Source organism: Bacillus sp. FSL K6-6540, from assembly GCF_038007545.1.
The window spans coordinates 1,116,052-1,132,842 of sequence record NZ_JBBOXH010000001.1; the positions used below are offsets into that span (position 1 = coordinate 1,116,052).

Sequence of the window (16,791 nt, forward strand, 5' to 3'; positions counted from 1 at the left end):
TTTAAGTGAATATTCAAAAAGGTCGGTTTTCAGCACCGAGAAGGTTGGTTTGAACAACCTCTTTAAGCTGATTATTGATTAAGCCCATAAATGATGTGTGAACTGTTACTTTCGTCATAACGAAAAAGGAGTGTTGAGCGCGTGTCTGATACTTACAAACAAGCAGGCGTGGATATCGCTGCAGGCAACGAAGCGGTAGAGCGGATGAAAAAGCATGTCAAAACGACTTTCAGGCCGGAAGTCATGACGGACCTCGGTGGTTTTGGCGCACTGTTCAAGCTGAATAAAGACCAATATGAAGAGCCGGTACTCGTCTCAGGCACGGATGGCGTCGGCACAAAGCTGAAGCTTGCATTCGCGATGGACCAACATGATACCATCGGCATCGATGCGGTAGCGATGTGCGTGAACGATATCGTGGTGCAGGGCGCAGAACCGCTCTTTTTTCTCGACTATTTAGCGTGCGACAAGGTCATTCCGTCCAAAATCGAATCCATCGTCAAAGGGATCGCCGACGGATGCAATCAAGCGGGCTGTTCCCTGATCGGCGGGGAGACGGCGGAGATGCCGGGCATGTACAGCGAAGGCGAGTATGACATCGCGGGCTTTACCGTGGGCATTGTCGACAAAAGCAAAATGATCAACGGGTCGAATATCGCGGCAGGCGACACGGTGATTGGTTTGGCATCCAGCGGCGTGCACAGCAACGGCTTCTCGCTCGTCCGCAAGCTGCTTCTGGAGGATGCCGGCTACTCGCTGCAGCAGGAACTCCCGGAACTGGGCGGACGTCTTGGCGACGTATTGCTCGCACCAACCAAGATTTATGTGAAGCCGCTGCTCGGACTGCTGAAAGAGATCGAAGTAAAGGGCATGGCGCATATCACGGGTGGCGGATTTATCGAAAATATTCCGCGCATGCTGCCGGATGGCGTCAACGTCGATATCGAATACGGCTCTTGGCCGATTCTGCCGATTTTTAAGCTGATGCAGGAAAAAGGCGACATTTCGAACAAGGACATGTTTACGACATTTAATATGGGGATCGGCATGGTGCTTGTCGTTAAGGAGCAGGATGCAGACGGGGTGCTTCAATTCCTCCGCTCCGCAGGCGAAGAGGCTTATGCGATCGGCCGCGTGACCGAAGGCGAGCGCATCGTAACCTTCACGGGAGCTGAGGTGTAATGAGAGCGTTTCGGATGGCGGTGTTCGCTTCCGGAAGAGGCAGCAACTTTCAGGCTTTGGTCGATGCGCAGCAAAGCGGAGCCATGGGCGGCGAGATCAGCATTCTGGTATGCGACAAGCCTCAGGCTCCCGTAGTGGAGCTGGCTAAAGCAGCGAATGTGGATGTATTCGCCTTTCAGCCGAAGGAATATGCCTCAAAGGAAGATTACGAACGGGAAATTGCGGCAGAGCTTCAGCAGCGCGGTGTCGAATTGATTGTCCTTGCAGGATATATGCGGCTATTGAGTCCTTCCTTTGTCGAGTTCTATAACGGACGGATTATCAATATTCATCCTTCGCTCCTGCCTGCTTTTCCAGGCAAAGACGCGATCGGCCAAGCGCTTGCGTATGGCGTGAAGATGACCGGCGTCACGGTGCATTTCGTGGATGGCGGCATGGATACCGGGCCGGTTATCGCTCAGAAAGCCGTTGAAATCAAGGACGGCGATACGGCGGAAACGCTGGCAGAACGCATTCACGCCGTGGAGCAGAAGTTATACTCTGAAGTCGTTTCCTGGTTTGCCCAGGGGCGGATTTCGCTGAACGGGCGGAATGTGACGATTGCCTGATAGGCTTTTGTAATAAAAGCGGACAAGGTCTTACAGTGAATCGACATGTTCGATATTTCTCGGGAAATAATTTGCAATTATGGATCTTCGACAGCATCTACGGTATCAAGACAGGCCTAACTTAGTAGATTTTCATTCAAAATAGGGGGTATGAACGTGGGTATCAAAAGAGCTTTGGTCAGCGTGTCGGACAAAACCGGCGTCGTGGAATTTTGCCGCGAGTTGTCTTCATTGGGTGTAGAGATCATTTCGACAGGAGGGACGAAGAACCTCCTAGCAAAAGAAGGCGTTCCTGTCATCGGCATTTCCGATGTGACCGGATTCCCGGAAATTCTGGACGGACGCGTCAAAACCCTCCATCCAGCGGTGCACAGCGGCTTGCTTGCCATTCGCGACAGCGAGGAGCATCAGCGTCAAATGCAGGAGCTGGGCCTCGATTACATCGATCTGGTCGTGGTGAACCTGTACCCGTTCCAGGAAACGATCGCGAAGCCGGATGTCGAGTATGAAGACGCGATCGAAAATATCGACATCGGCGGGCCGACGATGCTGCGTTCGGCTGCGAAAAACCATGCTTTTGTGAGCGTGGTTGTCGATGCGGCGGATTACGGCAGCGTGATCGAGGAAATCCGCGGCGGCGGCGATACGACGCTGGAAACCCGGAAGCGCCTTGCAGCCAAGGTATTCCGTCATACGGCTGCCTACGATACGCTCATTTCCGATTATTTGTCGAATGTGACAGGGGATCCGCTTCCTGAGCGCTTTAGCGTCACCTACGAGAAGATCCAGGATCTTCGCTATGGCGAAAATCCGCATCAAAAGGCGGCATTTTACCGGAAGCCGCTGGCTCCTGCGGGAACGTTGACGACCGCCGAGCAGCTGCACGGCAAAGAGCTCTCCTACAACAATATCAATGACGCAAACGCGGCTCTGCAGATCGTGAAGGAATTCGACGAGCCGACCGTGGTGGCCGTGAAGCATATGAATCCTTGCGGCGTCGGCATCGGGACGAATGTATTGGAAGCTTATCAAAAAGCTTACAATGCGGATCCGACGTCCATCTTCGGCGGCATCGTGGCCGCAAACCGGACGATTGACGCTCCGACGGCCGATCTGCTGAAGGATATTTTCCTTGAAATTATCCTGGCACCGGACTTCACGCCGGAGGCACTGGAGATTCTGACGAAAAAGAAAAACATCCGTCTGCTGAAGATGGGCGAGTTCGGCTCGGCCAAGGAGCGCCAAAGCACGCTTGCCGTAACAACCATCGAAGGCGGCATGATCGTGCAGGAAAGCGATGTGCATTCCCTCGATGCGGCTGACCTGAAGGTCGTGACGGACCGCGAGCCGACCGAAGCCGAGCTGAAGCAGCTGCTCTTCGGCTGGAAGGTGGTCAAGCACGTCAAGTCGAACGCAATCGTATTGGCGGCTGACGACATGACCGTCGGCGTAGGCGCAGGTCAAATGAACCGTGTCGGTTCCGCGCGCATTGCGGTGGAGCAGGCGGGAGAGAAAGCCAAAGGCGCGGTTCTCGCTTCCGATGCCTTCTTCCCAATGGGCGATACGGTGGAGCTTGCGGCGAAAGCCGGCATTACCGCCATCATTCAGCCGGGCGGCTCCATTAAGGATGAGGAATCCATTAAGGCTGCCAACGAATACGGGATCGCCATGGTCTTTACCGGCGTGAGACATTTCAAGCACTAATTCATGAGCATATAAAGGGAGCTTTGCTACAGCCGTCAGGCTGCTGCTGAAGGATCACCTTTGATTCAGCAACATATAGAGGCGACGCCGCGCTTAGCGCGCGCCGCCTTTACGTTTAAGGGGCGAAAGGTCGACTTATCGCTTTGCCCCGTAAATGATTCATGCGGTGAAACGATATCGCGGGCAATATGAAATGATTCGGGAGGGGTAAACCATGGATATTTTGGTTATCGGAGGCGGCGGAAGAGAGCATGCCATCGTATGGGCACTGGCAAAGAGCCCGAAAGCAGGCACCATTTACTGTGCGCCGGGCAATGCCGGAATCGGGCAGCTGGCCGAAAACGTGCCGATTGCGGTATCGGAATTTGATAAGCTGGCGGCTTTCGCCGTAGAGAAGCAGGTGGGTCTCATTGTTGTCGGTCCGGATGATCCGCTGGCGGAAGGCATCGTGGATGCGTTTGACGCTACGGGCATCCCGGTATTCGGTCCGCGCAAAAACGCGGCCGAAATCGAGGGCAGCAAAACCTTCATGAAGGATCTGCTCCATAAATACAGCATACCGACAGCGGCTTACGCGAAGTTCGACAATTACGAGGAGGCGCTTGCTTACTTGCGCCAGCAAGGCGCGCCGATCGTCGTGAAAGCGGACGGGCTCGCAGCAGGCAAGGGCGTTACCGTTGCGCGGACCATCGAGGAAGCCGAGCAGGCACTCAGCGACATCATGCAATCGAAGGTGTTTGGCGATGCCGGAAGCCGCGTAGTTATCGAGGAGTTCCTGGAAGGCCAGGAAATGTCGATCCTCGCCTTTGTGGACGGAGAAACCGTGAAGCCGATGTCAGCCGCGCAGGATCACAAGCCGGCCTATGACGGGGACCAGGGGCCAAATACCGGAGGAATGGGAACGTATTCGCCATTGCCTCATATTCAGCCGTCCATCATCGAAGAGGCCATTGAGACGATCATCAAGCCTACGGCAAAAGCGATGGTTGCCGAAGGACGTCCGTTCCGCGGCGTTCTGTTTGCCGGATTGATGATCACGCCGGACGGCAGACCGAAGACCATTGAATTCAATGCCAGATTCGGCGATCCGGAAGCGCAGGTTGTATTGCCGCGCCTGAAGACCGATCTGCTTGACGTTTTCCTTGCTGCCGTGAACGGAACCCTGGCTGATCTTGAGCTGGAGTGGGGCGATGAAGCAGCCGTATGCGTCATTTTGGCTTCCGGCGGTTACCCTGCATCGTATCCGAAAGGAATCGCGATCACTGGTCTGGACAATGAGCAGGACGGGACGATCGTATTTCACGCGGGCACTTCTCGTGATGCTGATGGAACCTGGAGAACGAACGGGGGACGTGTCCTGGGCGTTGTCGGTTTAGGCGCAGATATCGCTGCGGCACGCGCGAAAGCCTATGAACGGGCAGAAGCGATTGCGTTCGAAGGCAAGTTTAACCGGACGGATATTGCACTGAAAGCACTGCAATAAGCAAGCTCATTCACTAACAACCATACGTAAAAATAAAGGACTGCCGCAGATCGGTTTCTAAAGATCACAAGCGGTAGTCCTTTCTTGCTGTTATCGGAAATGCATGGGGAAGCCAAGCTTAGAGGCAAGATCCGCTCATGGCAGACCCGGGCACATCTGTTTCTATTTCCCACTATTGTGCAAACGTTTGTTCAACAAGCAGGCATTTATGATGGCTTCTTGTCTCAAATAACGTGCAGAATGACCGGATTGCACAGTATCTGCACAACTATTTTTATGATAACTTACGAAATACAGTGAATACCGAAGGTAATAGAAGATTATATGCCTAAAACGGGGAAAAATGATCTGTGCAAACGTTTTTACATTCGATATTAAATGTTGTATGATGTTTTCAGTGAATGAAGCGCTTTCTCAACGAGATTTTTCCTAAGTATCTCGCCAGATGCTACATAGAAAAAGAGACGCTGAAAATTTTCTGAAATCGTTTGCGCAGATTTCCAACATTTTCTGATCATTTATTGAGAGGGGTAATCATGGAATGAAGATGAAGAAGTTACTTACGCTAGCTGCAACCTTCACGTTGGCGTTCTCCATTACAGCGTGCGGAGGAAATACGGCCGCTCCAGCTACGGAGGCACCTGCTGAGACTCCGCCAGCACAGGAAACGCCGGCCGAAAATACAGAGACACAGGAACTTAAGCCAGAAGAAGGCGCGAAATTGGTCGTATGGGAAAGCCGGGACGAAAGAGCTTACACCGATGCGGTCGCCAAAGAATTTACCGAGAAATACGGCGTTGAAGTGACCATTGAAGAATTGTCCCCAACTGATCAAGTAACCAAGCTTGCGCAAGACGGACCATCCGGCTTGGCTGCCGACGTCGTACTGTTCCCTCACGATAACCTGGGTAAAGCCGTAGCGACAAACCTGGTTCTGCCTAACGATTTTTATGAAGAAAAAACGAAAAGCAACAACACGGAAGCTGCCATCCAAGGCGTAAGCTATGACGGCGTTCTGTACGGATACCCTCGCGCTGCGGAAACTTACCTGATGTACTACAACAAGGACTTGGTAAAAGAAGTTCCGACAACGATGGAAGAGGTTATCGAATTCAGCAAAACCTTCACCGACAAATCCAAGAACAAGTATGGATTCATGTTCGAGACAGGCAACCTGTACTTCGCTTATCCGTTCCTTGCTTCCAACGGTGGATACATCTTCGGTAACGGCGGTGCCGACGTCAACGATATCGGCTTGAACAACGAAGGCGCAGTGAAGAGCATGGAAGTATATGCAAGCCTTAAGGAAATCCTTCCGGTTAAATCCGGCGATATTACGCCTGATATCAAACGCGGATTGTTCACGGCCGGCGATCTGGCGATGGACATTAACGGACCATGGGAGCTTGGCGGATACAAAGAAGCGCTTGGCGACAAGCTCGGCGTTGCTCCAATCCCGACGATCGGCGGTCAGCCTGCCGTATCGTTCTCCGGTATCAAAGCTTGGTACGTAAGCTCGTTCACGAAGTATCCGCAAGCAGCTCGTCTGTTCGCCGACTTCGCAACGTCCAAAGAAGCACAATTGCAATTGAGCGCATTGGTTGGTTCGGTTCCGACCAACAACGAAGCTCAAGAAGACGATCAAATCAAGAACGACGAGTATGTATCGGCATTCACGGAGCAGTTCAAATCTTCCCAACCGATGCCATCCGTTCCGGAAATGGCTAACGTATGGTCTCCTGTAGGCGCTGCGCTGGCTGAGATCTGGGACAACAACAAAGACGTGAAAGAAACGCTGGATAAAGCTGTAACTCAAGTGAAAGACCTCAACAGTGGTGGAGCTGGCGAGTAATAGCGTTCTTATATAATACGAGACAGATGAAGAAGTTCACCCGCCGAACAACCGGCGGGTGATTCCTCGATTATACGGAGAGGAGAATGGAGGGAGCATGCGTCAACATCGTATCACAGCGGCCGTATTATCAGCCATCTGCATGGGTCTGGGTCAGCTTTACAATCGGCAATGGATCAAAGGCGTTATTTTACTTATCGTAGGCGTATTCAGTCTGTATTACTTCATTAACAACCTGGGTGATGCCATCTGGGGAATGGTAACATTGGGAGAACAGGGGAGCCATTTAGAAAAAGTCAACGGCTTGACCCAAATGGTAGCGGGTGACCATTCCATCAATCTCCTGATTGAAGGACTTATCACCTTAATTATGTTTGCGCTCTTTCTTATTGGCTACTATGCCAATATCAAAAACGCATATAACGCTGGAAAACTAAGGGAAAAGGGTGTAACGCCCAACAATTTCAGACAGACCCTTTACTATATTTTCGAATGGAAATTTGCGCAATCTTTCCTGACACTGCCGGCAATCGGTATTTTGTTTTTTACGGTCATGCCGATCATCTTCATGGTCCTGCTGGCGTTTACGAACTATTCCGCTCCAAACAATCTGCCGCCTGCAAGCCTGGTGGATTGGGTTGGCTTCAAAACCTTTACCAATCTCGTTGCACTAAAATCGTGGAGCCACACCTTTTTCGGGGTTCTGACCTGGACGATCATCTGGGCGGTACTCGCAACGGTTACCACGTATTTCGGCGGCGTGCTCGTGGCGCTGCTTATCCAACAAAAAGGAATTCGCTTCAAAGGCGTATGGCGCGTCATCCTGATCATTCCATATGCGATCCCGCAGCTGATCTCGCTGCTTGTCATGCGTAATATGTTTAACGGACAGTTCGGCCCGATCAACCAGTATTTAAGGTACTTCGGTTTGGAAGGACTGCCTTGGCTGACCGATCCGGTCTGGGCTAAAGTGACCGTTATTGTCGTTAATATGTGGGTCGGTATCCCTGTATCCATGCTTCTCGTGATGAGCGTTCTGACCACGATTCCGAAGGATCTCTATGAAGCGGCGGACGTGGATGGAGCGACCGGCTTCCAGAAGTTCAAGATCATTACCCTGCCGATGATTTTGTTCTCGACGGCACCGGTGCTGATTACGCAATTTGCCGGTAACATCAACAACTTTAACTTGATTTTCCTCCTGACGAACGGTAACCCGGTGGTGGGCGACTATCAATACGCGGGAGCGACGGACCTGCTCGTCACCTGGCTCTATAAACTGACGCTGGATCAGCAGCGTTACAGCATGGCATCGGCCATCGGTATTATCATCTTCATGATTATTGCGACCTTCTCGATTTACAATTATCGTCGTACCAGATCATTCAAAGAGGAGGATATGATCCAATAATGGGAATTAAAATGAGAAACGCGATCCGCCTGACGGCAAGCTACATCACGCTTGTCATCATCGCGATCGGCTGTATTTACCCGGCGCTCTGGATTGTTCTGGCCTCTTTCCGTCCCGGAAAGTCGTTGTACAGCAAATCCTTGATTCCAGAATCCTTCACGCTCAGTCATTATAAAGAGCTGTTTACGTCCCAAAGCTTCCTGTTTGGCACATGGTACATGAACACGTTGAAAATTGCGGTGTTCTCCATGATTATCGGGACCATTCTTGTCCTGCTTACTAGTTATGCGGTATCCCGCTTCCGGTTCAAAGGCCGTCAGAATGCGCTATCGGTCATTCTCGTGCTGGGGATGTTCCCGGGCTTCATGAGCATGATCGCCCTGTATATCCTGTTGAACTCCCTCGACCTGCTGAATACGCATGCCGCGATGATCATCGTGTATGCGGCCGGGGCGCCGCTTGGCGGAACCCTCATCATGAAGGGCTTCCTGGATACGATACCGCGAAGCTTGGATGAAGCGGCGAAGATTGACGGAGCCACCAACTTCCAGATCTTCCGTAAAATCATTCTGCCGTTGTCGAAGCCGATGATCACGTATATGGGCCTGACGCTGTTCGTCGGCCCATGGGTAGACTTTATCTTTGCCCGACTCGTGCTCCGGACCAAGGAAAACTGGACGCTTGCCGTCGGTCTGTGGGACCTCGTCAACTCCACCCAGGACAGTAACTTTACGTTGTTCGCGGCGGCATCGGTGCTGATCGCACTGCCGATCACCCTGCTGTTTGTGTTCCTGCAGCGTTTGCTGGTCGACGGCATGACGGCCGGCGCAAGCAAAGGGTAAGCCCAAAAAACGGTTAGCCCAACGCACCGATTTCATCATAAGACACATAGATAGAGAGAACAGCGAAGAGACACAGCCGGTAATTGCCTTGCTGTGTCTTTTTGCATGTATGCATGCAATCAGGGGGTACATAACATGAACATGACAAAGCGTTTTCAATTCAAGGCGGTCGGCATGAAGCTGTTTGTTATTTTTTTTACAACGATCGTGCTGTTATCTTCGGCGCTGGGGTTATTGTCGTATTCGATCTCCAAGGACACGGTAATGGATCAGGTATCCGAAGCGACCTCGGGGCAGATGAAGCAGGCGGCGGACAAGCTGGATTTTCTGTTAGCCCAGTATGAAGCCGCCTCTCGCCAGTGGGCGCTGGACACGGTGCTTCGCGAAGATCTGGTGACGGTCAGCACGGCGGATATCGGCATTCGGGACAAAACCCAGGCCGAGAACCGGATCCGTGAGAAGCTGAACGGGATGGCATCTTCGGATAAACGTCTGCAGGGCATGCGTCTGGTCGCGCCCAATCTTCAGGCTCAAAGCTCCTATAACTCCACGGGCTATTCCGGAATGTCTTCTTCGGACGGGGTGAAGGCGAAGATCGACCGGATTATTCAGGCCGATGGCGAACCGGTATGGTTCCCGACAGAGATCAAGGGTTTTATGGAGAATGAGAATACCGCCACCATGACGATGGGGAGATTGCTGAAAAACCTGAAAAATCCGAATGCGCAGTACGTCCTGCTGATGGATGTCAAGGATGAGGCGGTCGGCGAGGTGCTGGCGAATCTAAAAATAGGGAATAACGGACAGATGCGGATCGTGGCCGAGGATAACCGGATCGTGCACGACATGGACCCGGCCCAGCTGATGCTGCCGTCCGTCATTACGGTTCCTTCAGACGCCGAGGAAGGGGGGATCTATTATACCGCCGACGAGCAGATGGTGGTATATACGCCTTTGAAGACTGCCCCATGGCATATGGTCGGCTTTGCTCCCGTTAGCGATTTCGTGCAGGCCACTGACAAATTGCTTGCCGTGACGCTTGCGGTCATTGTGGCAGCGGTTCTGGTTGCTGTTCTGATCGGCTACTATATGATGCGTACCGTCGGCCGACCGCTGAACCAGATGTGCAGCCTGATGGAAGAGGGAGAGCAGGGGAACTTAAGGGTGCGGACGGAATTCCGCCGTGCCGATGAGATTGGCCGTCTGGGTCAGAGCTTCAACCGGATGATGGGGCAAATCTCCGCTTTGGTCGATCAGACGAATGCGTCGGCGAAGGAAGTGCTGGTTACGGCCGAGGAATTGGCCGAAGCCTCAAGAGGAACGTCGCTTACGGCCGGCGAAATCGCGGCCGCCATGGAACAGATTGCCCAGGGAAGCGGAAGCCTGGCCATGGAGGCCGAACGCGAGAACCAGCTGGCCGAGAACATCGGCGTCCGGATGAGCAAGGTGTCCGATACGAATCAGGTGATTGCGGCCGCGGCGGATCGCGTGCTCCGGGTAACGGGGGAAGGTGCGCAGCATATGGACAGCCTGGTAGAGAAATCGACGCGGATTAACCAGGTGAACCGGGCGATCGTCCAGAATGCGGAGAAGCTGAAGGATAATACCGCATCGATTCACAAAATATTGGAGCTGATGTCGGAGATCACGCATCAGACCAACGTGCTGTCCATTAACGCGACGATTGAAGCGGCCCGCGCCGGAGCGGCAGGCAGCGGCTTCATGGTGGTTGCCAATGAAGTGCGGAGCCTCGCGGATCGTTCCAAGGAGTCGATCCAGACCGTAGGCGCGATGATTCTGGACATTCGGCGCGAGGTGCAGGGCTCCGTGGATGCTTTGACGTCGGCATCGCCGCTCTTTGACGAGCAGCTGCATTCGGTGCAGGAAGCTCAGGGCGTCTTTGATAACGTGCGTCACGAGATGGATGCGCTCTTAACCGAGATCAGCGAGTCTACCCATGCGGTGGAGGTTCTGATCGATTCCCAGCTGGCGCTGACCGACTCCATCTCGGAGGCGAGCTCGATTGTCCAGGAAACCAGCGCCGCCACGGAGGAGGTCGCTTCGATGTCGTCCGAGCAGTTCAAGGTGAGCGAGAAGCTGGTCGGCCTGTCGTCGCGATTGGAGGAGCTGTCGGAGGGCTTGCGTAAGTCTTTGGTGATGTTTAGGACGTAAATGGTTTTCTCTATAGTGAGACGCTGCGAGTACGTATCGTTCCTCCAATCGCTGTTGCCCCCAATTTTCTTTGAACGTTGATTTTTCGGTAGAAAATCGGGGGCAAAGGCGACCACTATCGTTTTTCCGGAATCGATTCGTCCTCTCCGCTAAGTCGTGCTTTGCGAACAACCATTTACGCTATAGTTGGGGGATGGAAAAAAGCCGATGAAGGGGAACATCTTCATCGGCTTTTTTGCTGGTGTGCGTGGTGCTCGGATGGCTGGAAATTAGCGCGGGTCCGTTGAGTTTCCTCGTGCGCTTGGTGAGTTACTACCTGCTGAGCACGCTCACCCTTTGGGAATCGCTCATGCAGTGCAGAGGAAATGTTGAGGTGCTTCCTGCGTAACTAGCTACTGCCTGCTGGAATTATGAACTGCATGAATAAAAACCAGCTCCGGGATCATATCCGGAGCTGGTTTTGTTTAGGTGCCGCTCTTCTATAAGAGCTAGATGTTCTTGTACTTATGGCTGCCAGTTTACGTTAATGGTGGCCGTGCCGCTCGTTGGTGCGGTAAAGGTATGGTTCGAGCCGCCTTCCCATGTTACCGTCGAGCCCTGTTTTTTCAGGAATTTGAATTCGATGGTTTTGCCGGCGGGAACGCTGACGTCATAGTACCAGGTTGGGTATTGGTAGATGACCTGGTTGTACAACGGACCGATGGCTTTGGCCGGGTCCCAGTTGCCGAGCTCGCTTACGCTGCCTGCCAGGTACACGTTCTGGCCGAGCGCGGTGGTGGCGTTGTTCACCACAAAGCGCACGCTGACTTGATCCCCTGTCAGCACTTCGAAGTTGTCATGCACATTGCTTGAAACACCGGCGCTGTTGGTGATTTTGATGTTATATATGCCTCCGGCAACGGCAGGGATTTTCACTTTGATCTGCGTGTCTTCCCAAGCCGTAATGTTAGCGCCGGTAACTGCCGTCGTGCCAAAGTATACCGTGCCTTTGGTTGCTCCGAAACCGCGGCCGTCAATGGTGACGGTTGCGCCCGGTTTAGCCATCATCGGTCCTACGTGCCCGATGGTTGGCGTAGTCACGGCCGTGGTGTACTGCCATACGGCCGTACCGCCCGCTGCCAGCGTAAAGTTGGAAGCGGATCCGCCGGAGCCGACGGTCAGGCTGTTACCGTTCAGGAGGCCGCCCAGCACGTCGGTGTAGCTGCCGGCCGGCAGTGAGGTTACCAATCCCGTAATGGAAGCCGGCGTGTTCACGTTGCGGTTGACGGCGATGACGGCCACGTTGTTGCCGAACTTGCGCTCGTAGATCAGCACGTCGTTGTTGATCCAGCGCTCCTGCGTCGTTCCATAGGCAATGGCCGGATTGGATTTGCGCAGAGGCGCCAGCTTTTTAATTACCTGATAAGCCGTAGTCGAGGTAGAGAAAGAAGGAATTCGGGCCCGGTTGTCGGGATCGTTCCCGCCGGACATGTATTGCTCGGTTCCATAATAGATGGCTGGCACGCCGCGGGAAGTGAGCGTGAAGGCGAGCGCTTGCTCCAGCTTCCGGCGGTTGGCGCTGTTATTGTGGAAACGTTCCATGTCATGGTTATCGATGAACGTGACCTGATCCTCCACCTGGAGGTAATCGGCTGCAGAGCCCTCCAGCATGGATTTCAGTCCGTACATATTGTCGGTGTTGTCCCTGAATACCTGGCGAACCTTCTGCGCGAAACGGAAATCCAGCAGGCTCATGCCGGATTCATTGGCGAACTTATGGTTCTCGGCACTCACTTCGTTCACCCCGAGGAACCATTCGCCGAAGGTGAAGACCGGCTTGTAATTGTTGACGGTGGCCATGAAGCTCTTCTGCCAGCCGAAAGGCATATGTTTTACCGCATCCATCCGAATGCCGTCAATGCCTAGATCAAGCCACATTTTAATGGCATCCTTCAGGTAGGTATCCACCGTGCTGTTGTTGTGGTTCAGATCGGCAAGATCGTACAGGTTTTTGTAAATCCCGTTCTCTGTCGTCGAGAAATCGGTTCCCCCGTTATGATGGAACAAATTCTGCGTATCGCCCGTGTATCCGCCGAGGAGGGTGCCGTTGTTGTACAGCTTGCCGTTCTCCGCGAACGACGGCTGGTCCGAGGAAGCGGGAGACGTGTGGTTCGGCGCGAAGTCGATGATGACTTTGATGTTCTTGGCATGGGCGGCAGCGATGAGATTCTGGAAGTCGGCGATTGTGCCATACGCCGGGTTCGTTTTTTTGAAGTCTCTAGCCCAATAGCCGTGGTATGCGGTGTTGTTCACGCCGGAATAGTTGATGACGCTGTAGATGTTCTCGACCGGCTGGGAGATCCAGATGGCGGTAACGCCCATGCCGGTCAGGTAGCCGTCGTTGATTTTGTTGATGATCCCTTGCCAGTCGCCGCCGCAGTACAGCCGCAGGTTGGTGCAGGTGCCGTCAAAGGCCGGGCCGGTCGGGTTGTTGGCAGCATTGCCGTCGGAGAAACGGTCCGTAAAGATTTGATAAATGACATCCGTGCTGAAATTTTGCTTGTTGGATACCGAGGTATCCGGAGCTGCATGGGCTGGGCCGAGCAAGCTCAGCGCCAGGGACAAGCTAAGGGCAAGGGCGGTTGTCAGTTTGTAGAATTTTTTCATCGTATTCCTCCTATGTAACAGTTATTGAATGGGGGGTGGTTCAATGAGCAAACCGAAGCTGCGGGGAATCACCTCCTGTACCAAAGATAGGGCAACAAAAAACCCCGGCATCTCCTGAAGAGAAACCGGGGTTGTTCCATACCGGGTGTGCGGTGACGGAATGCATAGCCCTTAAATTATGCGAGTGTTTGATTTCAACAATATTGTAAATGAAAGCGTATTCAGGTGTCAATATGTAATATCCAAATAAAAGGAAATTAATATTTTATGATATGAAATTAAATTTTATAGTCCTTATTTATTATTGAAACAAAATTTTACAGGCCATATAATAGGTTTAGCAAGCGTTTACAATTTGAAGATCAGTTCAGGCGAAACTGGCGTGTTTGTTGTTCAGTTGATCCAACTCAAGGCTTGGAAGCAAAGGAGGGAAGTTCAGTGGAGACTCATGTGAAGGCCGGTGCAGAGCAGCTGGGCTTGGGAATCAAGGGAGTGAAGGCGGCGTGTGCTGCCATTGAACGCGAAATAGCCGCGGGTACGATGCCGGGTGCCGTACTGGGCGTTCTGCATGAAGGCAGGACATGGTTCTACACAGCAGGTTATGCCAATCCTAATCCGGTGCAGGGCCAGCCTGTGCCTGTTTGCGAGGATACGTTGTACGACTGTGCATCCTTGACCAAGGTGGCGGTCACGCTCCCGTTGATTCTGCAATTGATCGATGATGGAGTTCTGACCTTGAGCACAAAAGCGAGCGATATGCTGCCTTCATTCGGAACGGCAGGCAAAGAAGAGATAACGGTAGGCCAGCTGCTGACGCATACTTCCGGGCTCCAGGCGGATATGAACCTGCATTCCCATGGCTGGGACAGGGAGCAGATGTGGGATGCCGTTTTTTCAGCGCCGCTTGCAGCCAAGCCGAATACCGAAGTGATTTACAGCGACTTGGGATATCTGACGCTTGGTCGCATCATAGAACGGTCGCTCGAACTGCCCTTGGACCAAGCGTTTAAGCGATGGGTGGCGGATCCGCTGGGCATGCATCACGCAACGCTGACTCCTTCGCCGGGTCAGGCGCACCGTTATGCCGCAACGGAGCATGATGAATCCATCCAGGATCATCTGTGCGGGATCGTCCATGACGAGAAGGCGCGGGCTTTGGGCGGCGTGTGCGGCCATGCGGGATTGTTTGCCACGGCAGGGGACCTGCTGCAGTATGCCCGAATGTGGCTTGCACAGGGCGCGGTTCCGGCGGTGGAAGCTGCGAAGGCGAAAGCCGGCGAACCGAGGCTCCTATCTCGGGCTGCGGCGGCTACGGCCACCCGTCCCCATACGAGTCATATTCAGGGCTCGAGCCGTGGTTTGGGATGGGTGCTGAAAGGGGATAAGATGGACGCCTCGGGAGATTGGATGAGCCCATACTGTTACGGGCATACCGGCTTTACCGGAACCAGCCTGTGGATCGATCCCGAGTCTGATCTTGCGGTCGTTCTGCTGACCAACCGCGTATATGGGGGGCGAAGCAGCAGCGTGGCTCAGCTGCGCGAACAGGTCCACAACGCTTTGAAGGGAGCCGTGTCATGGTAAGACTGGAATACGGCATATGGTTGTCCAGCCATGTCCAGCCATCCAAGCATGCCCCGACTGACGTACCGTTTGCATAGAGAGCAGTGCGCACGATGTACAAAATATGTGTCGTTCGATTCCGCAGCGGCAGCAATCCGAAGCCGAGCTAACGCCGGATGGACATTAAGCAACACCACCTGATGTCGGTACATTTATGGTAGCTGCTGCATAGATATTCCGTCCAGCCTGGAGGATTGGTGAATGGAGATCAACCGGTCGCATGCCGTTAAGCGGCAATCGCTGCCGATCCAAGATTTACGACTATAAGGAGGGATAACGCAATGGCGAGTTTAACCTACAGGTCTTACCGGCCTGGAGACGAGGAAGGGATAACGGCTCTGTGGAACGCCTGTCTGCCGGGAGATCCCGTCACCCGGCTTCGTTTTCGAAATCTGGTGCTGCTCGACCCGAACTTTGATCCGCAGGGACTGCGGATCGCGGAGCAGGAGGGCCGCATAGTGGGCGTCCTGTATGCGGTGCGCCGGAGATTGCCGATGATCGGCACCGAGCTGGACCCGGATCACGGCTGGATCACCTTCTTCTATACCGATCCATCGGTTCGAAGATCGGGGGTTGCGTCGCGGTTGCTGCAGGAAGGCGAAGATTATCTTCGTCATCATGGGCGCAGCAAAGTCTTTTTCTCCTCGTATGCCCCGAATTATATCGTTCCGGGCATTGATGGGGAGCGCTATCCGGAGGGCTTGGCATGGCTTGCGGCCAGCGGGTTTACCCGCAATTACACGGCGGTTGCGATGGACCGCTCCCTGGTTGGTTTCCATATGCCGCCGGAGGTTGCGGAGCTGAAGCGGCAGCGGGAGCATGAAGGCTTTACTTTCAAGCCGGCTCAGGACGGCGATCTAGTGGAGCTGATCGAGTTCGCGACGGACGTGTTTAACCCGGATTGGGGCCGGGCGATTCGCGAAGGATTGCTGCAGCGATTAACAACGGATCAGATTCTGATCGCGCGCGATCAAGGGAAGCTGGTGGGCTTCTGCCTGCATGGCGGATATGAGGGCGTAGCTGAACGATTCGGTCCGTTTGGCGTGGATCCGTCGATGCAAGGGAAGGGTCTCGGAAAAATTCTCTTGTATGACTGCCTTGCCCTTATGCGTGCTCAAGGACTTCACGGTGCCTGGTTCCTCTGGACGGGCGAGCAGAGTCCCGCAGGCCATCTGTACCGCAAAGCTGGCTTCGACGTGACGCGCCGGTTCGATATTATGAGCAAGCCGCTTCAATAGATAGCTTCGACTACATGGATATACAAAGGA

General features: G+C 53.5%; 11 protein-coding genes. 10 read left to right on the plus strand and 1 reads right to left on the minus strand.

From position 1 onward, the window contains the following. Window positions 1–141 precede the first annotated feature (141 nt). From purM to MHH82_RS04880, 8 genes are all read left to right on the plus strand, one after another. On the plus strand, window positions 142–1,182 hold the full coding sequence (purM, locus tag MHH82_RS04845) for a phosphoribosylformylglycinamidine cyclo-ligase (protein ID WP_340963824.1): 1,041 nt from the start codon (window positions 142–144) through the stop codon (window positions 1,180–1,182). Beyond that, the gene (purN, locus tag MHH82_RS04850; protein ID WP_340963827.1) at window positions 1,182–1,790 is read left to right on the plus strand and encodes a phosphoribosylglycinamide formyltransferase; all 609 of its coding nucleotides are present in this window, start codon (window positions 1,182–1,184) and stop codon (window positions 1,788–1,790) included. Before purM ends, purN begins: the two co-directional genes overlap by 1 nt. Before the next feature lie 156 nt (window positions 1,791–1,946). Beyond that, on the plus strand, window positions 1,947–3,494 hold the full coding sequence (purH, locus tag MHH82_RS04855; RefSeq protein WP_036661938.1) for a bifunctional phosphoribosylaminoimidazolecarboxamide formyltransferase/IMP cyclohydrolase: 1,548 nt from the start codon (window positions 1,947–1,949) through the stop codon (window positions 3,492–3,494). 214 nt (window positions 3,495–3,708) lie between these two features. Further along, window positions 3,709–4,977 (plus strand): phosphoribosylamine--glycine ligase, encoded by a 1,269-nt coding sequence (gene purD, locus MHH82_RS04860; protein WP_340963830.1) that lies wholly within the window; start codon window positions 3,709–3,711, stop codon window positions 4,975–4,977. A gap of 541 nt (window positions 4,978–5,518) precedes the next feature. Further along, complete coding sequence (locus MHH82_RS04865) at window positions 5,519–6,829, plus strand: sugar ABC transporter substrate-binding protein (RefSeq protein WP_009592303.1); 1,311 nt, start codon at window positions 5,519–5,521, stop codon at window positions 6,827–6,829. Between the two features lie 97 nt (window positions 6,830–6,926). Continuing rightward, a complete protein-coding gene (locus MHH82_RS04870) occupies window positions 6,927–8,240 on the plus strand; it encodes a sugar ABC transporter permease (protein WP_009592315.1) in 1,314 nt (437 codons plus the stop codon). After that, window positions 8,240–9,082, plus strand: a complete 843-nt coding sequence (locus MHH82_RS04875; RefSeq protein WP_009592355.1) for a sugar ABC transporter permease — start codon at window positions 8,240–8,242, stop codon at window positions 9,080–9,082. The genes MHH82_RS04870 and MHH82_RS04875 overlap by 1 nt, the downstream gene beginning before the upstream one ends. Before the next feature lie 135 nt (window positions 9,083–9,217). Continuing rightward, window positions 9,218–11,254, plus strand: a complete 2,037-nt coding sequence (locus MHH82_RS04880; protein WP_340963836.1) for a methyl-accepting chemotaxis protein — start codon at window positions 9,218–9,220, stop codon at window positions 11,252–11,254. A 504-nt stretch (window positions 11,255–11,758) separates the two neighbouring features. On the opposite strand, the gene MHH82_RS04885 is transcribed toward MHH82_RS04880, so the two are convergent. Next, on the minus strand, window positions 11,759–13,900 hold the full coding sequence (locus MHH82_RS04885) for an alpha-amylase family glycosyl hydrolase (RefSeq protein ID WP_340963838.1): 2,142 nt from the start codon (window positions 13,898–13,900) through the stop codon (window positions 11,759–11,761). Between the two features lie 438 nt (window positions 13,901–14,338). Here MHH82_RS04885 and MHH82_RS04890 point away from each other — a divergent pair, with 438 nt between their 5' ends. Both MHH82_RS04890 and MHH82_RS04895 read left to right on the plus strand, forming a co-directional pair. Then, entirely contained in the window at window positions 14,339–15,484 is a 1,146-nt protein-coding gene (locus tag MHH82_RS04890; RefSeq protein WP_036661931.1) for a serine hydrolase domain-containing protein, read from the plus strand. Window positions 15,485–15,804: 320 nt separating this feature from the next. Further along, window positions 15,805–16,761: a GNAT family N-acetyltransferase gene (locus tag MHH82_RS04895; RefSeq protein WP_036661929.1), complete on the plus strand. Its 957-nt coding sequence runs from the start codon at window positions 15,805–15,807 to the stop codon at window positions 16,759–16,761. Window positions 16,762–16,791 lie beyond the last annotated feature (30 nt).